At 66.6% G+C, this 22,017-nt stretch carries 25 protein-coding genes; 18 read left to right on the plus strand and 7 right to left on the minus strand.

What is annotated here, in order from left to right:
* Positions 1–224: 224 nt before the first annotated feature.
* Entirely contained in the window at positions 225–956 is a 732-nt protein-coding gene (locus K7711_RS45610) for an SDR family oxidoreductase (protein ID WP_222979193.1), read from the plus strand.
* Between the two features lie 74 nt (positions 957–1,030).
* On the opposite strand, the gene K7711_RS45615 is transcribed toward K7711_RS45610, so the two are convergent.
* Complete coding sequence (locus K7711_RS45615) at positions 1,031–1,459, minus strand: hypothetical protein (protein WP_222979194.1); 429 nt, start codon at positions 1,457–1,459, stop codon at positions 1,031–1,033.
* A gap of 316 nt (positions 1,460–1,775) precedes the next feature.
* On the opposite strand from K7711_RS45615, the gene K7711_RS45620 reads away from it, so the two are divergent.
* From K7711_RS45620 to K7711_RS45635, 4 genes are read left to right on the plus strand one after another with little or no spacing between them, the layout of a single operon-like run.
* On the plus strand, positions 1,776–2,423 hold the full coding sequence (locus K7711_RS45620) for a Crp/Fnr family transcriptional regulator (protein WP_222979195.1): 648 nt from the start codon (positions 1,776–1,778) through the stop codon (positions 2,421–2,423).
* A gap of 51 nt (positions 2,424–2,474) precedes the next feature.
* Positions 2,475–3,206, plus strand: a complete 732-nt coding sequence (locus K7711_RS45625; protein ID WP_222979196.1) for a hypothetical protein — start codon at positions 2,475–2,477, stop codon at positions 3,204–3,206.
* Complete coding sequence (locus K7711_RS45630) at positions 3,203–5,461, plus strand: hypothetical protein (protein WP_222979197.1); 2,259 nt, start codon at positions 3,203–3,205, stop codon at positions 5,459–5,461. The genes K7711_RS45625 and K7711_RS45630 overlap by 4 nt, the downstream gene beginning before the upstream one ends.
* Positions 5,458–6,537 carry an SPFH domain-containing protein gene (locus K7711_RS45635; protein WP_222979198.1) on the plus strand — a complete coding sequence of 360 codons (1,080 nt, stop codon included), beginning with the start codon at positions 5,458–5,460 and terminating at the stop codon, positions 6,535–6,537. The genes K7711_RS45630 and K7711_RS45635 overlap by 4 nt, the downstream gene beginning before the upstream one ends.
* Positions 6,538–6,577: 40 nt before the next feature.
* On the opposite strand, the gene K7711_RS45640 is transcribed toward K7711_RS45635, so the two are convergent.
* Positions 6,578–7,060 (minus strand): Pycsar system effector family protein, encoded by a 483-nt coding sequence (locus K7711_RS45640; protein WP_222979199.1) that lies wholly within the window; start codon positions 7,058–7,060, stop codon positions 6,578–6,580.
* A gap of 286 nt (positions 7,061–7,346) precedes the next feature.
* On the opposite strand from K7711_RS45640, the gene K7711_RS45645 reads away from it, so the two are divergent.
* Positions 7,347–7,841, plus strand: coding sequence for a phosphoribosyltransferase (locus K7711_RS45645; protein ID WP_222979201.1), 495 nt, complete (start codon positions 7,347–7,349; stop codon positions 7,839–7,841).
* Positions 7,842–7,888: 47 nt separating this feature from the next.
* Here the strand turns inward: K7711_RS45645 and K7711_RS45650 are convergent, their stop codons facing one another.
* Together K7711_RS45650 and gloA2 are read right to left on the minus strand one after the other, a co-directional pair.
* Positions 7,889–8,380, minus strand: a complete 492-nt coding sequence (locus K7711_RS45650; protein ID WP_222979203.1) for a peptidylprolyl isomerase — start codon at positions 8,378–8,380, stop codon at positions 7,889–7,891.
* Positions 8,381–8,486: 106 nt separating this feature from the next.
* Complete coding sequence (gloA2, locus tag K7711_RS45655; protein ID WP_222979205.1) at positions 8,487–8,873, minus strand: SMU1112c/YaeR family gloxylase I-like metalloprotein; 387 nt, start codon at positions 8,871–8,873, stop codon at positions 8,487–8,489.
* Between the two features lie 79 nt (positions 8,874–8,952).
* Between gloA2 and K7711_RS45660 the strand changes: the two genes are divergently transcribed.
* From K7711_RS45660 to K7711_RS45695, 8 genes are all read left to right on the plus strand, one after another.
* The gene (locus tag K7711_RS45660) at positions 8,953–9,402 is read left to right on the plus strand and encodes a helix-turn-helix transcriptional regulator (protein ID WP_040823016.1); all 450 of its coding nucleotides are present in this window, start codon (positions 8,953–8,955) and stop codon (positions 9,400–9,402) included.
* 5 nt (positions 9,403–9,407) lie between these two features.
* On the plus strand, positions 9,408–9,818 hold the full coding sequence (locus K7711_RS45665) for a VOC family protein (RefSeq protein ID WP_222979207.1): 411 nt from the start codon (positions 9,408–9,410) through the stop codon (positions 9,816–9,818).
* A gap of 68 nt (positions 9,819–9,886) precedes the next feature.
* Entirely contained in the window at positions 9,887–12,286 is a 2,400-nt protein-coding gene (locus K7711_RS45670; RefSeq protein ID WP_222979209.1) for an ATP-binding cassette domain-containing protein, read from the plus strand.
* A gap of 94 nt (positions 12,287–12,380) precedes the next feature.
* Entirely contained in the window at positions 12,381–12,881 is a 501-nt protein-coding gene (locus K7711_RS45675) for a GtrA family protein (RefSeq protein WP_222979231.1), read from the plus strand.
* 164 nt (positions 12,882–13,045) lie between these two features.
* Positions 13,046–13,819, plus strand: a complete 774-nt coding sequence (locus K7711_RS45680; protein WP_222979212.1) for an SGNH/GDSL hydrolase family protein — start codon at positions 13,046–13,048, stop codon at positions 13,817–13,819.
* 29 nt (positions 13,820–13,848) lie between these two features.
* The gene (locus K7711_RS45685; protein ID WP_222979214.1) at positions 13,849–14,412 is read left to right on the plus strand and encodes a hypothetical protein; all 564 of its coding nucleotides are present in this window, start codon (positions 13,849–13,851) and stop codon (positions 14,410–14,412) included.
* Between the two features lie 372 nt (positions 14,413–14,784).
* Positions 14,785–15,303, plus strand: coding sequence for a copper chaperone PCu(A)C (locus K7711_RS45690; RefSeq protein ID WP_222979215.1), 519 nt, complete (start codon positions 14,785–14,787; stop codon positions 15,301–15,303).
* The gene (locus K7711_RS45695; RefSeq protein ID WP_222979217.1) at positions 15,296–16,486 is read left to right on the plus strand and encodes a Dyp-type peroxidase; all 1,191 of its coding nucleotides are present in this window, start codon (positions 15,296–15,298) and stop codon (positions 16,484–16,486) included. Before K7711_RS45690 ends, K7711_RS45695 begins: the two co-directional genes overlap by 8 nt.
* A gap of 108 nt (positions 16,487–16,594) precedes the next feature.
* On the opposite strand, the gene K7711_RS45700 is transcribed toward K7711_RS45695, so the two are convergent.
* A complete protein-coding gene (locus tag K7711_RS45700; protein WP_040824124.1) occupies positions 16,595–16,945 on the minus strand; it encodes a hypothetical protein in 351 nt (116 codons plus the stop codon).
* Between the two features lie 173 nt (positions 16,946–17,118).
* Here K7711_RS45700 and K7711_RS45705 point away from each other — a divergent pair, with 173 nt between their 5' ends.
* From K7711_RS45705 to K7711_RS45715, 3 genes are all read left to right on the plus strand, one after another.
* A complete protein-coding gene (locus K7711_RS45705) occupies positions 17,119–17,604 on the plus strand; it encodes a hypothetical protein (protein WP_222979219.1) in 486 nt (161 codons plus the stop codon).
* Positions 17,605–17,907: 303 nt separating this feature from the next.
* Complete coding sequence (locus K7711_RS45710; RefSeq protein ID WP_222979221.1) at positions 17,908–18,894, plus strand: glycosyltransferase family 9 protein; 987 nt, start codon at positions 17,908–17,910, stop codon at positions 18,892–18,894.
* Between the two features lie 151 nt (positions 18,895–19,045).
* Positions 19,046–20,071, plus strand: a complete 1,026-nt coding sequence (locus K7711_RS45715) for a hypothetical protein (protein ID WP_222979223.1) — start codon at positions 19,046–19,048, stop codon at positions 20,069–20,071.
* Between the two features lie 14 nt (positions 20,072–20,085).
* Here K7711_RS45715 and K7711_RS45720 read toward each other — a convergent pair whose 3' ends face one another.
* A complete protein-coding gene (locus K7711_RS45720) occupies positions 20,086–20,412 on the minus strand; it encodes a hypothetical protein (RefSeq protein WP_222979225.1) in 327 nt (108 codons plus the stop codon).
* 196 nt (positions 20,413–20,608) lie between these two features.
* On the opposite strand from K7711_RS45720, the gene K7711_RS45725 reads away from it, so the two are divergent.
* Positions 20,609–20,944 carry an RNA polymerase-binding protein RbpA gene (locus tag K7711_RS45725; RefSeq protein WP_040823025.1) on the plus strand — a complete coding sequence of 112 codons (336 nt, stop codon included), beginning with the start codon at positions 20,609–20,611 and terminating at the stop codon, positions 20,942–20,944.
* 204 nt (positions 20,945–21,148) lie between these two features.
* Here K7711_RS45725 and K7711_RS45730 read toward each other — a convergent pair whose 3' ends face one another.
* Positions 21,149–21,946 (minus strand): ABC transporter permease, encoded by a 798-nt coding sequence (locus tag K7711_RS45730; RefSeq protein WP_174435044.1) that lies wholly within the window; start codon positions 21,944–21,946, stop codon positions 21,149–21,151.
* Between the last annotated feature and the right edge of the window lie 71 nt (positions 21,947–22,017).

The following is a 22,017-nucleotide window of genomic DNA, read 5'->3' on the forward strand; positions in this document are numbered from 1 at the left end:
GGCGCACCTGAGGGGGGGGGGCCCCCCCCCCCCCCCCCCCCCCCCACCCCCCCCCCCCCCCCCCCCCCCCCCCCCCCCCCGCCGCACCCGCAGAAACTCCCCCAACACCCGCCGTTCACTCACCCCACCAGTCTGCCCGGCCCCCACCCCCTGCGGGTGGCCCCACCAGGACCAGTCCCCGCACGGTCTCCCCTGCCGCCGCCGCGAATCGCAAAGTCATCGTCATGACCGATATTTCGCACACACTCGTCATCGGCGGCAGTTCCGGCATGGGGTTGGCACTGACCCGCGAACTGCTGTCCGACGGGCAGGCAGTGACCATTGCCGGGCGGTCCCCGGATCGGCTCGCTGCCGTCTCCGCCGAACTCAGCACCGAGCGCCTGCGGACCGTGCAGGCGGACATCACCCGCGAGGACTCGGTCCGAGATCTGTTCGGCCCTTCGTTGATCGAGCACACCGGGCGGCTGGATCATGTCGTCGTCACCGCCGCCGACATGTCCGCCGGATACGGACCGCTGGCTCAACTGCCGCTCGCCGATGCCCGGACGGTCGTCGAGGCCAAGGTGCTCGGACCGTGGCTCGTGGCCAAGTACGCCGCGCCCATGCTCACCGAATCCCTCACCGTCACTTCGGGAATCGCCGCCTACCGCCCTGCCGTCGGCGGCACCGTCGTAGCGACCGTGAACGCCGCACTGGAGGGACTCGTCCGTGCCCTGGCTCTGGAACTGGCACCGATCCGCGTCAACGCCGTCTCCCCCGGCTGGGTGGACACCCCAATCTGGAACAGCTTCGCCGCCGACACCAAGGACGAACGCCTCTCCGCCATGGCCGCCCGACTTCCCGTGGGCCGCATCGGCCGCCCCGACGACATCGCGCACGCCTTCCGCACCGTCATGACCAACCGATTCATGACCGGAACCGTCCTACACGTCGAGGGCGGCCACCGCTTGATCTGACGAGCCGTCAATCGATTCCGGAGCTGCCGAAGACCGTCCCCTGTGGCCGAACGGAAAGCGGGCTCGCACGACCATCAAGCGATGGCCAGCAGGGTCAGGCCGAGCGCCGCACCGGCGAAAACGACCGTGTTACGAACCTTCTGCAAGGTCCAGGTCCAGGCCGGGAACCCGGATTCCGCGACCTCGAGCAAGGTCGGCACGTCGACGCGGGCCAGTTCGGGATCGTTCCTGCGACGGAAGGCGGCCTGCACGGACTGCACCGCGGTCAAGTTGCTGTAGACGATGACGCAGTTGCCGAGAAGCAACAAGGACAGCACCACCCAGTTCACCGGACGCATCCAGTCGAATCCGGCGAGGTTGAGGCCGGCCATGATCACCAGCAGTGCGGCGACACCGCCCGGCGCCCACCACTCGTGGCCGCTGGCATCGAAGCGCATGCCGTTCTCGCGCAGGGCGGTGGTGCGCACACCTTGCCGGGCCAGTTCGGCTTCCGCTCCCGCCATGGCGGGAGCGCCGTAGCGGTTACGCACGATCCCCCAGCGGGGCCACTCACGGAACCTTACTCGCCCGACCTGGCGATCCAGAGAAACCGCCGGACCGGACACTCGTCATCGACGGTCGCTTCGCGATGGAGCGGCGCTCATCCCCTCGCGCACACCGCAATTCTCCTCAGCTCCAACGAGTCCGGCGACAGGCGCTGACCAATCGATTACTCTGTCGCGCAGTCATCACCGTGGAACGCGTTGGCTCACAGAGGGAACAACACTGTCTTTCGACATTCTGCCTCGGTTCGACCGCACAGCACTGCTGAAAGCCGGTGTGCGGCAACGCTGGCCGACGGGCGCGATATTGCTACACGAGGGCGATATGTCCGATCACGTTCTGGTGATCGAGTCGGGCCGGGTGAAAGCGAGTTCGTCCGCACCGAGTGGGAAACAGGTCGTCCTGGGCATCCGCGGTCCAGGCGATCTGCTCGGAGAACTCTCCGTCATCGATGCGAAGGTACGTTCGGCGGCCATCACCGCGATCTCGCCGGTCACCGCAACTGTTGTGCAGGGCAATGCTTTTCGAGAATTGCTGATCAGCGACGGCGCGCTGACGTTCGATCTGTTGCGCACTGTGGTGGCCAGGCTGCGCGAGGCCGACGTGCAGCGCCTGGACTATGGCGCATACACCGTCACCGAGCGGCTGGCCCGGCTGCTGCTCGAATACGCCCGGCGATACGGGCGCACCGACGGAGATCGGCTGGTCATCGCCCTGCCATTGACTCAGACTGAATTGGCCAACGCGGCCAACGCATCCCGCGAAGCAGTGGCCAAGGCATTCAAGCACCTGCGTGAGATCGGTGCGATCAGGACCGCCCGCCGCCGCGTGGAACTGCTGCGGCCCGAGGTGCTCGCCGAAATCTCCGGAGGTCTGCGGCCGAATGTGTATTCGGACGCAGACACACACCTCCCACGCCGATAGACCTGAAGGACAGCCGGATCCGAGGGGGACGCACCCCGACCAGGAGGAGTCATGACCGAACCCACCCGCCGCCCCATGCTCGTCGTGGACGTCGAGAATTCCGAATCGCTGACCAATGTGCAGGGCCACGCGATGCGCGCGGCGCTCTACCGCATCATCGAAGGTTCGATGCCCCAGGCCGATTCTCTTGTGGATCAAGAGGATCGCGGCGATGGAGCCCTGCTGATATTCCGCATTCCGGTCCTGGACGTGTTGGACCGAGTCGTCGGCGGGATGCTGGCCGGCGTGCGCGAGCACAACAACTCGGCGGGGCCGACGAACTGGCTGCGAGTGCGCATCGCGGTTCACGAAGGTTTTGTCGGCAGGGACGAGAAGGGCTGGTCCAGCGACGCGCTTACCGAGACGTTCCGGATGAACTCCGACCGCGCGGTCAAGCAGGCGCTCGAGCGCGCCCCCCGCGCGGACACAGTTGTGGTCGTCTCGGACGAGGTCTTCCGCGGTCTGGTCCGCCACAGCTATCGGGATACCGTCACGCCCGACGAATATGCCAGCGTCAGCATGCGTTTGAAGGCAGGCGACCAGCGGATCTGGGTTCGCGTGCCGGGATATCCCGAACCACCACTGCCACAACCCGATTTCGCACCGACGGAATCCGAGGACGACTCTCGAGCGCCCGACTCGGGCCTGGATGGAGCCACCATCCGAGCCACGAACTTCATCAGCGGCAACGTGACCGGCAACAACAACCTGGCGGGCCGCGACAATGTCATTGGGCGATCATGAGCAACGACGACCCCGAAACATTCCAGGATGATCGAGCCGCCGCCAACGAAGCCGAAAGTTCTCACGCCGAGTCACGCGGCTCGGACACTCCGGAATCTGCCACCACCATCGGCCGAACTCCCGACACCGCCGCGCAACAGCCCGAGACCACCGACGACGAGCGACTCGATGAAACCCGGGCAACGGCCGCGAGCATGTCCGATGCAATCGACTCCCTGCGCGGTCTCCTCGCTGGTACGCGGCATGTGACGATCAATGCCACCAACCTGATCAACGGCAACGCGACCGGTAACAACCTGGCGGGCCGCGACAACCTCGGATATCCCGCGAACCGCCGGACCGTATCCCGTGGGGAGGTGTCCACCGAGCAGCTCGACCGACTCCGCCGAATCTTCGTGGAACCAAAGGTATTTCAGGACATCAGACACAAGCTCGGCACGAGGTCACTGCTGCTACTGCGCGCACCGCAGGGCTGGGGGCGCAGGACCGTCGCCCTGCGCGCACTGGATGAAGAGTCCACGACGAGCGTATGCACCCTCGAACCCCAGGCGGAGCTTCGCTCGCTGGAGATCGAATTCACCGAACACACCGGATATCTGATGGAGTCGTTCGGCGCCGATCAGGCCGCGCGCCTGCACCGATTTCACCTCGAGCAGCTCAGCGGCAGATTGAGCGAGCAGAACTGCCGAATGATCGTCTTGCTGGACAAAGCCACCGATCTTCCGCCGGACCTCGGCGAATTCCTCGTCGACGCCGGAGATCCAGCCGACACGACAAAGCTGGTCCGCAACCACGTACGCGACTGTCTGTCACCGCGGCAGCGGCCGGCGGCGGACCACGACCCGCTCGGCATTTTCGACCATCCCGATCTGCGCGAACTCCTGGACAGATACACCCAGGAGCGGCCGACCGCGCGCTTTCTCGCGCAACTCGGCGACGAACTGGTCGAGGTCGTCCACGAACGCGCCGAGCTCACCGAGGTCATCGCCCGACATGAAGCGGCGATCGGGGAGGCGTTCCGGCAGTGGTTCGACGACGAACTCACCCTCGAGGCTCGGGCCTTCACGATCGCACTGGCGGTCTTCAATGGCATGCCGCAGTACGTGGTGTCCGACGCGGCCCACACACTGGCCCGCGCCATCGCCCGCGAGGAACAGCCCGAACACCCGCCCGCGTGGCCGGTATTCGGATTACGCAACAGTGCACTCATCGAAGCGGCGAAGGCTCATACCTACCAATCGTTCGAAGACACCGCCTACGGCGAAATACCGGTTCAGGCAGTACAATTCACCGACTCGCGGTACCCCGGTAAAGTCCTCGATCACGTACGGCGGGAATATCACACCGCCCACGAGTTGGTGCGCGAATGGCTGCGAACGCTCGGAGGCGGCCCTGATCTCCGGGTATGTGTGCGCGCCGGAGTGGCGGTCGGTCTGCTGTCCACCTTCGAGTTCGAGCATGCGCGCACGGTGATCATCGAACCCTGGGCACGCAGCGGCGCACGCTATGACAGGACTGCCGCGATGGCGGCGTTGCAGTTCCCGTTCCTGTATTCCCCTCTTGCCCCGCATGTTTCACGAATGCTCGACGGTTGGCTGGATCATAGGCAGCCACTCGCGTTGCGAGTCACCGCCGCGCGGGCGCTGGGCACCGACATCGGACAGGCGATGCCGGACACGGCCATTCCACGGCTACGTCGCGCCGGGCGCAGCCCCCGCGCATCGCTTCGGCAGGCTGCGGCGTTCTCGATGGTTCAACTGTTCTGGTCCGGCGAGCTCACCGGCCGAATCCTGACCGAACTGCTGCGCTGGACCGCACCCACGGCCCGTGAACAGTTGCGTGACACCGGCTTCCGGTGCGTACTGGACCTGAGCCGCTACCGGGACGTGCAGACCGAACAGAGCATGCTCGAGTGGCCGGTGGCACTGTGCGTGACCGGGGAGCATCGCGCGAACATCATCATCCTGTTCGCCCGCATACTCGGCGCGCCGATCCATCCGCCCGCCACCTATGCCGAAATCCGGCGCTGGGTCCTCATCGCCGACAAGGACGCCGCGTTGCGCGAACCGCTCGCACGCTTCCTGTTCGATCTCGGAAATACTCTGCAGGACAGCGAGATTCTCCCCTACTACCTGCGGGACTGGGCGGCCGCCCCCAAGGGCCCCCGGCACGCTGCCCAAGAAATCCTGAGCACCTTGGATTCGATGGCACAACTCGAATCGAAACACCTCGACTCGAAGGAAGAAACGGAATGAATCCGAAAAGCACGGAGAAACTGATTCACTACGTACAGATAACCAGCGGGAACTGGCGCCAGGTCCAGCCGCAATCGGACGGGCATTGGGCGACCGTCTCCCTGGAGAAGGATGGCCGCCTCGAGCCGCTCGAACAGAAACCGACAGGCATGTTCAAAAGTCGGCCGACGGGTGTTTACTGGGTGAACAAGGCGGTCCATCACGCATCGTTCCACGTCGAGGTGCCCACCGCCGAGAATGCGCTCAACTTCCACGTCCAAGCGCACCTGTCCTGGCGGATCACCGAACCGGTGACCGCGGTCCGGGACAACATCCGTGCCCCGGAATTCGTCTACCGTCCGATCGTCGAACAAGAGCTGCGGAAGATGTGCTCGGGGTTCGATGTCGCCAGTTTCCTGGACGCCGAGAACCACATCAACGACAATTTCGCCTCCCGCACAATCGAATTGGGTCACGGCCTGACCCTGCTGGAATGCCGGGTGCAGTTGCAGCCCGACCCGGACACTCTCGAGCATCTGCGGCACCGGACCCTGGACCGGCGGGCCGAGGAACGGCGTCTGGTCGAGCACGATGTGGTGCTGCGCGACGCGAAACTCGAACACAGGGAGAACGACGCCAAACACGACCTGACCAAACAGTCCGTCGAGTTCGAGCGCGAGATCACCACCACCGAGGAGGAGAATTCCATTGCGCACGAACAGATCCGGATGGCGCACTACCGCCAGGCACTGCGCGACGGCGATCTCGGTATGTTCGCCCTCCAGCTGGCTTCCCGCAACGACAATGTCGGCATGGTGATCCAACAGCTGGCCGTCCAACAGGAGGTCACCACCAAGACCGCGAAGGAGATACTCACCGTCCTGTTCCAGAAGGGGATGGTGAACAAGCGGGACAGCGACCAGATCCTGGCAAAGGTCAACCGGCTCATCGACAGCGCGACCGGGCCGGCGGCGATCGGGCCCTCCGCCTCGAAGCCGGACATCGAACTGACCGGGTCGGCGATCATCACCGACACCCCGATGATCGGCGCCCCGAACACCGGGCCGGACGACGAGGACGAAGACGACATCGACTGACGCAATTCCGTAGTGGGCCAAGATGATCCACGCCGAACCGTCAGCCGCCGACACCGGGCACCGACGACACGACGAACCACACCACGAACACGATCAGGCTCACCGCACTCCACCGCAACGCCACCACGAACCTGCGATATTTACCGCGCGCCACCTCGGCGAGCACCGCGGCCTCCCGCCACGCATGATCGGCCAGCACCGCGACACTCGGTCGCCGGTGGATCTCGGTGGGAAAGGTCGGGAAGCTGAACCAGTTCCCCGCCCCCGCACCGCGCAGGTCCGGCCGCAGCGTGGCGGCCAGGTACAGCATGCACACCAGCAGTGACACCCCGAGGATGGCGGCCACCACGCAGGTGAGCACGGTGGCATGCGGGTGAGAGGCCGCCACCAGCCCGGTCAGCGCGAAACCGTTGGCGGTCAGCAGCAGTCCGACCTTCGTATCAGTCGCGGCGATGACGCGATTGATCTCGGACACCGTCCGCAGCGCCGTGGACAGATCCTCGGCGGGACCGAGCCGCCCCAAGCGAAGTTTCCTGCAAGCCGCTTTCACCATGCCAATTTCCATATGGTCAGAACACCATTGCACGACAACGCTTTCCACGTACAAGTGCACACTCGAGCGTTTCGTCGCCACTGCTACCACGTCGAGGGCGGCCGTCGACCGGTCCGGCGAGCTCCCATCGCCCTCGCGGCCATCGATTGCGGATCCGAGCGGGCCGACAGCACATGTCGCAAAAAGGTCACCAACCCCTGTGATCGACGCACACATACCCGTCGGTCCGACCGACCAGCTGGGCTAGTCTCCTCTCGTGAGCGATCGCGAGGAACTCGACTGGCAACTCTTCGGCACCGCGAGCCGGGAGCTCGCCGAGATGGTTGCCGGGGATGGTTTCGAACCCGATCTGATCCTGTCCATCGCGCGGGGTGGGCTGTTCGTGGCGGGGGCGCTGGGATATGCGCTCGATGTGAAGAATCTGCACGTCATGAACGTGGAGTTCTATACGGGGGTGGATCAGCGGCTGGATTTGCCGGTGATGTTGCCGCCGGTGCCTTCGGCGGTGGATCTGGCGGGTGCGCGGGTGCTGGTGGCCGATGACGTCGCCGATACCGGAGCAACCCTTCGGCTCGTGCGCGATTTCTGCGCCGACAAAGTGGCCGAGGTGCGCTGCGCGGTCATCTATCAGAAGCCGCGGTCGGAGGTGTCCTGCGAATACGTCTGGCGGCGCACCGACCGCTGGATCAACTTCCCCTGGTCGGTGCTGCCGCCGGTGGTGACGCGCGAACCGCGCGTGCTCGACGCGTGAGAAGTCCTGGGGCCGCGTCGCCGCGGCCCCAGGACACGTTTCCGGACCTAGACCACCTGGGCGGAGACGATGGTGATCGGCTCGACCGGGACGTCGCGATGCCCGGACTTCGACGTGGTGGCGACGCCCTCGATCACGTCGACCACCTCCGATCCGTTGGCCACCTTGCCGAATACGGCGTAGCCGAAGCCGTCCTGGCCCGGGTAGTTCAGGAAGTCGTTGCCTGCGGTGTTGATGAAGAACTGTGCGCTGGCCGAATGCGGGTCCGAGGTGCGTGCCATGGCGACGGTGTACTTGTCGTTGCGCAACCCGTTGTTCGCCTCGTTCTCCACCTTGTTCGGTGCGGGCTTCTGACTCATATCGGCAGTCAGTCCGCCGCCTTGCACCATGAAACCGGGGATCACCCGGTGGAAGATGGTGCCGTCGTAATGACCCGACTTGACGTAGTCCACAAAGTTCGTGACCGTCTTGGGAGCCTTGGTCTCGTCGAGTTCCAGGGCGATGTCCCCTGCTGAGGTTTTCAACAAAACTGTGGTCATCGCAACATCGTATGGCAGCGCTCACCCTCTGCCCCGACCGACCGCTACCAGCGACGATCCTGTTCTGATGTGATCGGCGCGGCCTTCGCGGGCCCACTCGAAAAGCTCACTCCTGGTACAACTCCAGCGGCAGACCGTCGGGATCGGCGAAGAAGACGAAACGCTTTCCGGTGTATTCGTCCACCCGTATCTCCTCGGTGGACACTCCCCTGTCCTGCAACTCCCGCACCGCGGCCGCCACATCGGGGACCGCGAAGGCCAGATGCCGCAACCCGCACGCCTCCGGACGCGAGACCCGGGCGGGCGGATCCGGGAAGGAGAACAGCTCGATCTGCGATCCGTCCGGCAGCGCCAAATCCAGTTTGTAGGAAGCCCTTTCGGCTCGATAATTCTCCGCAACCACCCGCAAACCCAGCACCTGCGTATAGAAAGTCCTCGACACGCCGTAGTCCGAGGCGATGATCGCGGCGTGGTGGATTCGTCGCAGTTCCATCCCGCCGACGCTAATCGAGTCCCCCGTCCGATCCCATTCGCCACTTCCCAGGCCGCGCCCGACACGTACGATTCGGCGTATGACCAGTGCCCCGACCGAGGAACAGCGGCTGCAGGACCTCGCCCGACTGCGCCGGGTGCGCGACCGGATCGACCGCGAGTACGCGCAACCGCTCGACGTCGAGGCGCTCGCCCGCGACGCGCACATGTCGGCCGGGCATCTGAGCCGTCAGTTCCGGCTCGCCTACGGCGAATCGCCGTACTCCTACCTGATGACCAGGCGGATCGAGCGCGCCATGGCGCTGCTGCGCCAGGGCGATCTGAGCGTCACCGAGGTCTGCTTCGCCGTCGGCTGCTCGTCGCTGGGCACGTTCAGCACCCGGTTCAGCGAACTGGTCGGTGTCTCACCCAGCGTCTACCGGCGCGAGCAGGCCGACGCCACGGCGGGCATGCCCTCGTGCGTAGCGAAACAGGTGACCAGACCGATCAGGAATCGAGAAGCTTCGGTAACCGACCCGCAACTAGCCTGATCACCATGGATATCACCATTCACTCGAGTTTCCTGCCGCAGAACGACCCGGACGCGGCGCTGGCCTTCTACCGCGATGCGCTCGGCTTCGAACTCCGCAACGACGTCGGCTACAACGGCATGCGCTGGCTGACCGTCGGCCCCGCAGATCAGCCGGGCGTCAACGTCGTGCTGTACCCGCCGCAGGCCAGCCCGGGGATCACCGACGACGAGCGTCGCACCATCGCCGAGATGATGTCCAAGGGCACCTACGGCAGCATCCTGATGGCAACGAAGGATCTCGACGGCAGCTTCGAACGCGTGCAGGCCACCGGCGCGGAGGTCGTCCAGGAGCCGACCGAACAGCCGTACGGCGTGCGCGACTGCGCATTCCGCGACCCGGCGGGCAATATGGTCCGAATCCAGGAACTGCGCTGACCTGATCCGCACCAGCCTCATACCGAATTCGGGCCGCACGGGCGGCCGCGCAGAAAGTTGGAGACACGATGACCAAGGCCGCGAGCACCCCTGCGCGCCGACAGCAGCCGCCCGCACAGCCCGTCGCCGACAGCCACGAGGTGATCCGCGTGCTCGGCGCGCGGGTGAACAATCTGCGCGACGTCAGCGTCGAATTGCCCAAACGCCGGCTCACGGTGTTCACCGGCGTCTCCGGTTCGGGTAAGAGTTCGCTGGTATTCGGAACGATCGCGGCCGAGTCGCAACGCCTGATCAACGAGACCTACAGCGCCTTCGTGCAGGGATTCATGCCGACGCTGGCCCGCCCCGAGGTCGACGTCCTCGAAGGTCTCACGACCGCGATCAGCGTCGATCAGCAGCGGATGGGCTCGAATCCGCGCTCGACGGTCGGCACGGCCACCGACGCCGATGCCATGTTGCGAATCCTGTTCAGCCGCCTGGGCACCCCGCATATCGGCTCGCCGCAAGCGTTTTCGTTCAATGTCGCCTCGATCAGCGGGGCGGGCGCGGTCACCGTGGAACGCTCCGGCCGGACGATCAAGGAGCGGCGCAGTTTCAACATCACCGGTGGGATGTGCCCGCGCTGCGAGGGCCGCGGCTCGGTCAACGACATCGATCTGACCCAGCTGTACGACGACACCAAATCCCTGCGTGAGGGCCCGTTCACCATCCCCGGCTACAGCATGGACGGCTGGTTCGGGCGCATCTTCATCGGCTCCGGCTACTTCGATCCGGACAAGCCGATCCGCAAGTACAACAAACGCGAGCTGAACGATCTGCTCTACCGGGAACCGACCAAGATCAAGGTCGAGGGCATCAACCTCACCTACGAGGGACTGATCCCGAAGATCCAGAAATCCATGCTGTCCAAGGACGTCGACGCACTGCAACCACATGTGCGCGCGTTCGTCGAGCGCGCGGTCACCTTCACGATCTGCCCCGAATGCGACGGCACCCGGCTCAGCGAGACGGCCCGCTCGGCGAAGATCGCGGGAATCAACATCGCCGACGCGTGCGCGATGCAGATCAGCGACCTCGCCGAATGGGTGCGCGGCCTGGCCGAACCCTCGGTCGGCCCGCTGCTGGAATCGCTGCGGGAGACGCTGGACTCCTTCGTCGAGATCGGCCTGGGATATCTGAGCCTGAACCGCCCGTCGGGCACCCTGTCCGGCGGAGAAGCACAGCGCACCAAGATGATTCGGCATCTGGGTTCCGCGCTCACCGATATCACCTACGTCTTCGACGAGCCCACCATCGGTCTGCACCCGCACGATATCCAGCGAATGAACTCGCTGCTGCTGCGGTTGCGCGACAAGGGCAATACCGTGCTGGTGGTCGAGCACAAACCCGAAGCCATCGCGATCGCCGATCACATCGTCGATCTGGGCCCCGGTGCGGGTTCGGAGGGCGGCACGATCTGCTTCCAAGGCACCCTCGACGAGTTGCGGGCCAGCGACACCATCACCGGCCGCCACCTGGACGACCGCGCCACGGTCAAGAAATCCGTGCGCACATCCACCGGCAGCCTCGAGATCCGCGGAGCGACGGCGAACAACCTGCGCACAGTGGACGTGGACATCCCGCTCGGCGTGCTCGTCGTGGTCACCGGCGTCGCCGGATCGGGCAAGAGTTCGCTGGTGCACGGATCGATTCCGGCGGGCGCGGGAGTGATCTCGGTCGATCAGGGCGCGATCCGCGGGTCACGGCGCAGCAATCCCGCGACGTACACCGGACTGCTCGAACCGATTCGCAAGGCCTTCGCCAAGGTCAACGGCGTGAAACCGGCGTTGTTCAGCGCGAATTCGGAAGGCGCGTGCCCGGCCTGCAACGGCGCGGGAGTCATCTACACCGATCTGGCGATGATGGCCGGAGTCGCGACCACCTGCGAGGAGTGCGAGGGCAAGCGGTATCAGGCCGCGGTGCTGGACTATCACCTCGGCGGACGCGATATCAGCGAGGTGCTCGCGATGTCGGTCGCGCAGGCCGAGGAGTTCTTCGGCGAGGGCGAGGCGCGCCTTCCCGCGGCGCAGAAGATTCTGCGGCACCTGGCCGACGTCGGGCTCGGATATCTGCGCCTGGGCCAGCCGTTGACCACCCTGTCCGGCGGTGAGCGGCAGCGGCTCAAACTGGCCACCCACATGAGCGACAAGGGCGGAATCTACGTCCTGGACGAGCCGACCACCGGACTGCACCTGGCCGATGTGGAACAGTTGCTCGCGCTGCTGGATCGGCTGGTCGAGGCAGGGAAATCGGTCATCGTGGTCGAACACCACCAGGCCGTGATGGCGCATGCGGACTGGATCGTCGACCTGGGACCGGGCGCGGGACACGACGGCGGCACCGTCGTCTTCGAAGGCACGCCCGCGGATCTGGTCGCGGCCCGATCCACCCTCACCGGCGAACATCTGGCGGCCTACGTCGGAGGCTGACCGTCCCGCCGCCGCCATCCGGCACGCGCCGCACCCGGGCGCGACAGCACGTGCCGGATGGCGGCGGTCCGGCTATTGTGGCGACGTGTCGTTGATGCAGACCGCGCTGGATCGAGTGCCGGACCGCTACCTCGCCCGTCTTCACCAGCATCAGGAGCTGATGAAGTTCGCCGTGGTGGGCGCGATGACCTGGTTCATCGATACCGGAATCGTCTACACGCTGAAACTGACCGTCCTGCAGGACAAACCGCTCACCGCGCGAGCGATCGGCGTGCTCATCGCGACCATCGCCTCCTACATCCTCAACCGGGAATGGTCGTTCAGCACCCGCGGCGGTCGGCAGCGCGCGCACGAGGCGGCGCTGTTCTTCGGCGTCAGCGCACTGGCGGTGGTCGTCACCCTGGTTCCGCAGGCGATCGCGCTGTACATCTTCGACATCCACGTACCGCACGTCAGCCCGACCACGCAGGCGCTGTCCAATTTCATCACCGGGCAGATCCTGGGCGTACTGCTGGCCATGGCCTTCCGCTACTGGGCGTTGCGCCGATTCGTATTTCCGGATGATTTGACTCAGGCCGCGCTGGAAACACTGTGACGTAGCGGCCGAGCCGACGGGTCTCCCGTCGGCTCGAGACACGCCGCGCACAGCGTCGAGATGCCTCCCGAAAGGGGGCACGTCCAGGGAGGTGAGCGGCCATTCTCCACCACAGCCGACCCGGCACGGATCCGGAGTCGACTCGATGGCACGGCAAGAGGTATGTGGCACTGGGCAGTTCGTTCGCCTCAGGGCCCGCGATCGCACCCCGCGAGCCCGGGGCGCCGCGACTGGCGGGCCGCTCACGCAACAACTACGCGCACCTGGTCGCCGACGCGGCCCGGCTGCAGCTCACCGACGTCACCAGCAGCGGCGCCACCTGCGTGCACATCCTGCACGAGCAGCAGTACGGCCAGCCGCCGCAGATCCGCGCGGTCGACGCCGGCACCGACCTGGTCACGCTGACCGTCGGCGGTAACGATGTCGGACTCACCCAGTACCGCGTCGCGCACCGATTACCCCTGCCGTTACGGCTGATCCCCCCGATCGCGGCCCTCGGCGACGAAACCGCCGTCAACCATCGGCTGCACACGATCGAGCAGAGTCTGACCGAGGTGCTCAACACGATCTCGCAGCGCGCACCGCGGGCCCGGGTTCTGGTCGTGAACTATCTGTCCCTGCTCGGCCCGGTCTCCGACGAGGACCGCCCGGTCGATCGCAACTATCATCAGTTCGCCGAATCCCTTGCCGCGCATACCGCTTCGGCCGCGGCTCGCGCAGGGGCCGATTTGATCGACGCGCGCACCCCCAGCCTGGACCATCCACCCGGCAGCGCGGGCGCGTGGACCTCCGGCGGCTACATTCCGCTGCCGGGGCGGCAATATCCGGGCGCACCTTTCCATCCCACCGCCGCGGGGATGGCGGGCGTCGCGGATCTCATCCTCGATCGTCTGGCGACCTTGCCGCCGATCGAACCGCAGACCACCGCGGAGTCCTGAGTCTGGGAGGCCATCGTTACGATGACTCGGTGCGATCATCAACCGACCCCACCGCGCAGCTGCGCGGCGCGTGTGTCGGTGCGGCATCGGGTGCGGTGAGTATCGGCGCGCACGCGCTCGGCGGCGGGCCGGTATCGCTGACCTCGGCGTCGGTGGTTCTGCTCGTCGCGGCCTGCACGCTCACCGGGACCGTGGTGGCCACGATGCGCCCGGGACCGGCCCGGCTGCTGCCGATGCTCGCGGCGGGACAGGCGATCGGGCATGTGGCGCTGGCGATTGCGCCGGATCACTGCCACGGGCAGCTACTCACCTTGCCCATGCTGGCCGCGCACGGACTCGCCGTTCCCGTGGGCGCACTGCTGATCCGCGGCGCGGAAGCCGCGCTGCGCCGGGTGTCTGCGAGCGTGCTGCGCGTACTGGTCGCACTCATCGCGACCGTGGTTGCGCCGCAGTCGCATTCGCCCGACTCCCCTGCCGTGCCGTCGATCCCGTTGCGGCGGTTGCTGATCAGTTCGGGCATCGGACGACGCGGACCACCGAGGGATTCGTTCATCGAAACTTTCCACCGTCCAGCGGATTTCGCCGTCTGCTGAACCGGGGTCGGACCCGGACGACTATCGCGACACCGCGATCGTCTGTGCCTGTCGCGACAGCACTGTCGTCCCGGCACCGATGACGCACGGCCGCATGCGGATCCTCATCCCAGCGGCCGTGAGCATCGCGCCCGGCTGCACGCCGATCGACCTCTCGTGCGCACGCCGACGTGCGCTCGAGTAGGTGTTCGGCCCGAGTGTTCGCCGGTACGCGCATCCGGTGCAGGTGCCAGCAGGCATCCAGCGGCCCCGCGCACACGTCGATATACGCCTCGCGTTCGCACGGGTCACCTCGGCGCGTGCCGATGCCCGCGGGTCCGACGACGCCGGACGGTGGCTCTGAAAACCATCCCCGTGAAACGGAGCCTTCGTATGTCCACCTTCACCCGCGCCCGCACGGCCGCAGCCGCCGCGGCGTTGACAGTGCCGATCCTGCTGACCGGATGTTCCTCCGGGACAACAGAATCCAGTAACGACGCGGCCTCGGTCCGAATCAGCGATCAGTGGATCAAGGCCGCGGATTCCGGAATGTCCTCGGCCTTCGCCGATTTCAGCAATTCCTCCGACCGGGAGGTTCGCGTGGTCGACGCGACCAGTCCCGCGTCGGCCCGGATGGAGATCCACGAGACCGTGGATACCGGCGGAACCACGATGATGCGCCCGATGGCCGGTGGGCTGGTCGTGCCCGCGCACGGCACCGTATCGCTCACCCCGGGCGGCAACCATCTGATGTTCATGGACCTGAAAACCCCGTTGCGCACGGGATCACGGACGCCGATCACGGTGAAATTCGCCGACGGTTCGAGCGCCACGTTCACCGCGCAGGCCCGCGATTTCTCGGGGAATCAGGAGAACTACGCGCCCACCACCACCCCTTCGCACGGTGGCTGAGCCGGGCCTGACCCGGCGGCGACTGCTCGGCGGCGGTGCGGTCGCGGCCGGTGCCGCCGGAATCACCTGGGGGACGGAGTATTTCGCTCGTTCCGGTCGGGAGCCCGATCCCGCCGCGGCGACCGAGCCGTTCCACGGGCCGCACCAGAGCGGCGTCGCGACGGCACCGCAGCGCCATGTGACCTACCTCGGATTCGATCTGAAACCCGGGATAGCCCGCGCGGACATCATCGGGCTGCTGCAGATCTGGAGCGGTGACGCGGCCCGGCTCACTCGGGGTGAGGCCGGTCTGGCCGATTCCGAGCCCGAACTCACCGTGCGGCCCGCGCGGCTCACGGTGACGATCGGATTCGGGCCGCGACTGTTCACCGCCGCCGGGGTCGAGGCGGCGCGGCCGGGGTGGCTGCAGCCGTTGCCCGCCTTCACGATCGATCGTCTCGATCCCGCGTACTGCGACGGCGATCTGCTGTTGCAGATCTGCGCGGACGAGGCGACGACGGTCGCGCATGCCGTGCGGGCATTGAGCCGCACCGTCACCTCACTGGTGTCGGTGCGGTGGGTGCAGCGCGGATTTCGGGATGCCGCGCCGGGGCAGAGCATGCGCAATCTGTTCGGTCAGGTCGACGGAACCGTGAATCCGGCCGCGGGCACGACCGACTTCGATCGTCTGATCTGGCACGACGGCCGCGGGCTGCCGTGGCTCGCGGGCGGGACCTCGCTGGTGCTGCGCCGCATCGCGATGAACCTCGACGTCTGGGACGATCTGGACACCGGCGGGCGCGAGTTGTCCGTGGGCCGCCGCGTGGCCACCGGCGCTCCGCTGACCGGAGCCCGTGAGTCCGACGATCCGGATTTCACGGCCGTCGATCAGTTCGGCATCCCGGTGATCCCGCCGTCATCGCATATCGCTCGGGCGCACCACACCGGCGACACCGATCGGTTCCTGCGCCGCGGCTACAACTACGACGAATCCCCCGCACCCGGTGCGGTCTCGAATTCGGGGCTGTTGTTCGCCGCGTACCAGGCCGATGTCGAGTCGCAGTATCTCCCCGTGCAGCGGCGGCTGGCCGAATTCGACGCCCTCAACACCTGGACCACGCCCGTCGGGTCCGCGGTGTTCGTCCTGCCGCCCGGGATCACCGACCCGGGCGGATATATCGGACAGTCGTTGTTGGAGAGCTGAGAAACGGTTCCGGCACGTCGTGCACAGCCGCATCACACGGCGTGCCGGATCACACTGGCGGATGCGAGCATTCGGCGCACCGACTGACCACGAACGCCGCGGAGGTGCTCAGGTCCAGAGCACCGCGACGCAGACGTTCACGATCGCCAGCCAGCCCGCGGCGTGCGGCATCCAGCCGATCATCTTGTCGCGCTTGGCATCGGCCCGCGCGATCTCGGCGAACGCCGCCACCGCGACCGCGATCACGAGCTTGACGATCATCTTCGCCATGATCACGTGCTTGTCCAGCGAGTGGATCGAATCCGCCATGCCGAACAGCACCAGTCCGGTGATGATCTGCGCCCGCGCGCCCCACACCAGAACCTCGGATACCCGCCTCGGCGAGGCCGCGTAGCCGCCGATGATGGCCGCCAGACCCAGCAGGTGGGTCACGAGCACCAGATTGAAGACGAATGTCATGGAACGAGAGCGTAGTTCATCGGGGACACCGTCAACGACGCCCGGTAGTAGAAATTCGCGAACCTTTTGCCGAATGCACAGCAGATCCACATCCGACACGCAGATCGATCCCATGCTCGGCCCGTAGCCTGCGAGGCAGTCGGCAGCTGTCCAGACGACCGAACGGCACACAGATGACATACCAGGAGAGCGACGGGGAGCACACCCCTTCCCGTGCGGCGAGCTCCGAACCGACCGGCCCGATACCGGACGCCCCACCGGCGGATCCGGGTGCGAGCACCCCGACCGAACACGACGCGACGACAGCGCCGCAGACACACCCCGACCCCGTGATCGCCGGTCCGCCACCGCAGCCCACCCGCCTGACCCGACTCGGCGCGCACTGGCGCACCTCGATGCCGTTGCGCATCACGACGGCGGTCGTGGTGGCCCTACTCATCAGCGGCATCGGATTCGCCGCCGGAACCGCGTTCGGCGGCGACGACGATTCCCCGCACCACCCGCACCGGGTCACCGCCGATCACCCGTTCTGGCAGGACCACATGGGCTGGTTCCACCGCTACAGCGACGCGGACACGGACACCACGCCGCACCACCGGCACCTGGCGCCGACCGCGCTGTCGGCCACACCCGCACCGAGCCCCGCGCCCGCCCGCTGAACGAACGCAGCACCCCTGTCCCCCACTCCGACAGGGCTGGACAGCCATACAATCTGGTGTCCGCCGAGCCGCAGCAGGATTGAGCCCCGACGCCCTGGGGAACACTGTCCCAATCGGATCACAGTCGCACGACCAGGCACGTCCGAGTCGAACCCGGTGGGACGTACATCGCACCGAATACGCGTTTCGAGGTATTGCACCCCGGGTAACCATCGCCAAGTGGCTCTCTTCGCCCATGCGCTGCCGAGTTCGCGCGCGGAGGCGGGGTGGAGCGGATGACTGGTGAATGGCTAGGAGAAGAGGGTGGCGGTTGTACTCGTGCTGCGCGCACGTGGGCTAGGTGATCTACTCACCGCGGTCCCAGCTCTCCGCGCGCTGCGGCGGGCCCGGCCGCACGACCGCATCGTGTTGGCCGCACCGCACCGGCTCAAGCCGATCGTCGATCTGATCACCTCGGTGGACGAGATGGTGCCCACCGCGGATCCCGAAAGCTTGCGCTGGGACGGCGAGCCGCCGGTGCTGGCGGTCAATCTCCAGGGTCCGGGCGCCGAGGGCATCGTGGAACTGGCCAAGACCAACCCCACCCGGATTCTCACCTACCGCAACCCGGCCTTCCCGGATCTGGACGGCCCGGAGTGGCAGGCCGATATGCACGATGTCGACCGCTGGTGCTATCTGCTCGAATCCGCCGGCATCAGCGCCGACCGCCGCAATCTCGGCTTGGTCCCGCCGGTCGCCACCACGAACCATCGCGACTGCGTGGTCATCCACATCGGCGCGGGCTCCGAGGCCCGGCGCTGGCCGGCCGAACGTTTCGCCGCGGTGATCCGGCATCTGCTCGTCCAGGACCGCGACGTCGTGCTCACCGGCGACGAATTCGAACGCGAGATCGCCCTGGGCATCGCCGCACGGGCCGGACTGCCGCAGCATCACGTCCTGGCCGGGCAGCAGAATCTCATCGAACTGTCCGCCACCGTGGCCGAGGCCGAGTTGGTGGTGTGCGGCGATACCGGCGTCGCTCATCTGGCGACCGCGTTCGGCACCCGAACGGTGCTGCTGTTCGGTCCCACCCCGCCCGACCAGAGTGGTCCGCCACCGCATCTGCTCGGCCGGCACGTGGTGCTGTGGGCCGGGCACACCGGCGACCACGACGGCAAGACCCCCGATCCCGGATTGCTGGAGATCACGGTGCCCGAGGTGATCGACGCGGTCGACAAGCAATTGCGCAGTCGCTCGTGGTCGGGCACGGGGCTGAACGGGCGGCCCAGCCCCTACCGTCGCGTCGGCTGACCGAACCCGTCCCCGAGTTCAGCGGTTCTCTGCTGTGTCGATCTGCCACTGCATCGGCGCAACCCCGAAACACCCCTAGCACCACGGTATTACGTTCGGACAGCACCGTCGGGGGACGTGTCGGGTGATGGCGCGGCCATAGCGTCGCAATATGACCACTACCGCTGTTGCCGCCTCCCCCGCTCGGCGCCTGCACCGGCCGCTACTCGTGACGTCGTGCGCGATGGCCGGGCTCGTCGTATTCAGTCTGTGTGCCATGGCATTCGACCACCGGATGCTCCTGGGCGAATCGGTCTGGCTCAAACCGATGAAGTTCGGGCTGGCCTTCGCTCTCTACACGCTGACGCTCGCCTGGCTGCTGTCGTTCCCGCACAAGGGATCCCGCGTCACCCGGTGGTTCGGGAGCCTGTTCGCGGTGACGGCCTTCGTGGACGTCGGGTTCATCGTGCTGCAGGCCGCGCGCGGCACGTTCAGCCATTTCAACACCGAATCCGATGCGGTCAACTCGATCGGCCAGATCGTGTTCGCCTCGGGCGTTCCCGGGCTGTTCGCCGCGAATCTGATTATCGCGCTGATCCTTTCATGGCAGCGGATCGCGGACCGGCCGATCGCCCGCGCGGTGCACGCCGGTCTGGCGATCGCGGTGTTCGGTATGGCGCTGGGTTACCTGATGGCGTTCACCGGCGAACAGATCGTGCACGACGCCGCGGGACACCCGGTGGAACTCGCGGCCGGGCACACCGTGCTGCGCTCCCCCGCGCAGACGCGGGACGGCGTCGGTGACATGCCGCTGGTCCACTGGAGCACGATCGGCGGGGATCTGCGCATACCCCACTTCGCCGGGCTGCACGGCATCCAGGTGCTGATTCTGACCGCACTCGTCCTGGCCCGGCTCGCGCACCGCCGGCCGTGGCTGACCGAACGGGTGCGAGCGCGGTTGATCGGAGTACTGGCGCTGGGCTACACCGGTCTGGTCGCGCTGCTGCTGTGGCAGGCGCTGCGGGCGCAGCCCCTGATCCACCCCGACACGACGACCCTGCTGACGTTCACGGCCCTGGTCGTGGTCACCGGCACAGCTGTGACAGCGCTCATACTGACCGCACGGCGAACCACGACCACACCCGCGACATCGCAAGACCTCGAGCCCGCGCTGCCGGTGGCCGGTCGCGCGGGCTGAGACACCCGTCTCGCTCAGCGCAGCCGCTCGGCCTCCTTCGCCAGGGTGATCAACGTGCCGGTCAACTCCGCCAGCTCACCGTGATCCGCACCCTCGGCGACCGCGGTCGCGACATCCTCCGCAGCGCAGCGCGCAGCGAACCAGCGATCGGCCAGATCGGCCGCCTCCTGAGCGCTCAGCACCACCGAGTCCTCCGGAATTCCGGTGCCCTCCAAGCCTTTCCGGTGCTCGTAGGCCCGTTGGCGACAGGACTGCCGACAGTACCGGCGGCGACGCCCGACTTCGGATTCAGCGATCTGCCGTCCACACCAGGAACAGGACGACAGGACACGGCGCGACATGACCCGACACCCTAACGGGCGAATGCACGGTCGCCACGCGGGGCACACCGTTTTCCCCCGGTTGGGACGGTTATTTCTCCCCACCGCTGGCAACCCGTAAAATGCAGGGGTTGACCGTCGCCGGGAACTGAACCTGGGCATGGCGCGTTATATCAGAGTAGAACGTTGCCGACAGGCTAAGAGAGGACCGCACACCATGGCAGATCGCGTACTCCGAGGCAGCCGACTCGGAGCGGTGAGCTACGAGACCGACCGGGACCACGACCTGGCACCCCGTCGGGTGGCGCGGTACCGGACGGACAACGGCGAAGAGTTCGATGTGCCCTTCGCCGACGACGCCGAGATCCCGCCCACCTGGCTGTGCCGCAACGGTCAGGAAGGCATCCTGATCGAGGGCACCACCCAGGAGCCCAAGAAGGTCAAGCCCCCGCGCACCCACTGGGACATGCTGCTCGAGCGCCGCTCCAAGGACGAGCTCGAGGAACTCCTGCAGGAGCGCCTGGAGCTGCTGAAGACCCGCCGCGGCCGGTAGCAGCACAGCCGCCGGATCAAACTACGAAGCCGCACTCACCAATGGTGAGTGCGGCTTCGTATGTAACCCGACGACTGATCTCACAAGAACATCGGTAACTCATCGGGAACGCCCAGAAGGTGCCGCGTCCCGAAACGTCGGCCCGAAACGCGGGTCCTCCCCGCACCCGACGGCACGCTGAAGTCGCGGGGAGGCGGACCGGCCCTAACTCGAGACTTTGCGGTATTGGATCAGGGCCAGCGGCATCGCGATCACCAGGATCACCAGCGAGCAGATGATCGAGTACTCGACGCAGTGGTCCGCGGGCCAGCCGTGCGGGACCTTGAACGACGGGGGTGAGCCGTTGTCGAACAGTTTGCGGCCCGCGGCCGAAACCGCCGTGATCGGATTCCACTGCGCGATCGTGCGCAGCGGGCCGGGCAGGGTCTCCGCGGAGATGAAGGCCGAGGAGATGAACGTCAGCGGGAACATCCAGATCAGCCCCGCGCTCTGCGCCACCTCGACGTTCGGGGAGAGCAGGCCGGTCAGCGCGCCCACCCACGACATCGCGAAGGCGAACAGCAGGATCACCGCGAAAGCCGCTACCGCGCTGAGGAATCCGCCGTTGATGCGCCAGCCGACCAGATATCCGCAGGCGACCATCACCGCCAGCGACAGGATGTTCACCACCAGGTCGGACAGCGTGCGGCCCATCAGCACCGCCAGCCGCGACATCGGCAGCGTGCGCATCCGGTCGATGATGCCCTTCTGCAGATCGTTGGCCAGGCCGACCGTGGTGAATGCCGCGTTGAACGCCACTGTCTGGGTGAAGATGCCGGCCAGCAGGAATTCCCGGTACTGACCGCCGCCCAGTGACGCGCCGAAGATGTAGGCGAACAGGAATACGAACATCAGCGGCTGCACCGTGGCGGTCACCAGCAGCGTCGGCACCCGCAGGATCGTGAGCAGATTCCGGTACGCGACGATGGCGCTGTCCCGGAAGACCCGCACCGGGGCCGGGATCGGACGTACTCCCGTCGCCGGATCCTCGTGCGCCGCAGTCGTTTCCGACGGCGCCTGCGCGAGTTCGACGG

The organism is Nocardia coffeae (assembly GCF_019890715.1).
GTDB classification, from domain to species: domain Bacteria; phylum Actinomycetota; class Actinomycetes; order Mycobacteriales; family Mycobacteriaceae; genus Nocardia; species Nocardia jiangxiensis.

Bases quoted from the DNA above. Each gene is read 5' to 3' on its own strand.
- K7711_RS45610 (WP_222979193.1), top strand. From the start codon at position 225: ATGACCGATATTTCGCACACACTCGTCATCGGCGGCAGTTCCGGCATG.
- K7711_RS45615 (WP_222979194.1), bottom strand. From the start codon at position 1,459: ATGGCGGGAGCGGAAGCCGAACTGGCCCGGCAAGGTGTGCGCACCACC.
- K7711_RS45625 (WP_222979196.1), top strand. From the start codon at position 2,475: ATGACCGAACCCACCCGCCGCCCCATGCTCGTCGTGGACGTCGAGAAT.
- K7711_RS45630 (WP_222979197.1), top strand. From the start codon at position 3,203: ATGAGCAACGACGACCCCGAAACATTCCAGGATGATCGAGCCGCCGCC.
- K7711_RS45635 (WP_222979198.1), top strand. From the start codon at position 5,458: ATGAATCCGAAAAGCACGGAGAAACTGATTCACTACGTACAGATAACC.
- K7711_RS45650 (WP_222979203.1), bottom strand. From the start codon at position 8,380: ATGACCACAGTTTTGTTGAAAACCTCAGCAGGGGACATCGCCCTGGAA.
- gloA2 (WP_222979205.1), bottom strand. From the start codon at position 8,873: ATGGAACTGCGACGAATCCACCACGCCGCGATCATCGCCTCGGACTAC.
- K7711_RS45660 (WP_040823016.1), top strand. From the start codon at position 8,953: ATGACCAGTGCCCCGACCGAGGAACAGCGGCTGCAGGACCTCGCCCGA.
- K7711_RS45665 (WP_222979207.1), top strand. From the start codon at position 9,408: ATGGATATCACCATTCACTCGAGTTTCCTGCCGCAGAACGACCCGGAC.
- K7711_RS45670 (WP_222979209.1), top strand. From the start codon at position 9,887: ATGACCAAGGCCGCGAGCACCCCTGCGCGCCGACAGCAGCCGCCCGCA.
- K7711_RS45675 (WP_222979231.1), top strand. From the start codon at position 12,381: ATGCAGACCGCGCTGGATCGAGTGCCGGACCGCTACCTCGCCCGTCTT.
- K7711_RS45690 (WP_222979215.1), top strand. From the start codon at position 14,785: ATGTCCACCTTCACCCGCGCCCGCACGGCCGCAGCCGCCGCGGCGTTG.
- K7711_RS45700 (WP_040824124.1), bottom strand. From the start codon at position 16,945: ATGACATTCGTCTTCAATCTGGTGCTCGTGACCCACCTGCTGGGTCTG.
- K7711_RS45705 (WP_222979219.1), top strand. From the start codon at position 17,119: ATGACATACCAGGAGAGCGACGGGGAGCACACCCCTTCCCGTGCGGCG.
- K7711_RS45715 (WP_222979223.1), top strand. From the start codon at position 19,046: ATGACCACTACCGCTGTTGCCGCCTCCCCCGCTCGGCGCCTGCACCGG.
- K7711_RS45720 (WP_222979225.1), bottom strand. From the start codon at position 20,412: ATGTCGCGCCGTGTCCTGTCGTCCTGTTCCTGGTGTGGACGGCAGATC.
- K7711_RS45725 (WP_040823025.1), top strand. From the start codon at position 20,609: ATGGCAGATCGCGTACTCCGAGGCAGCCGACTCGGAGCGGTGAGCTAC.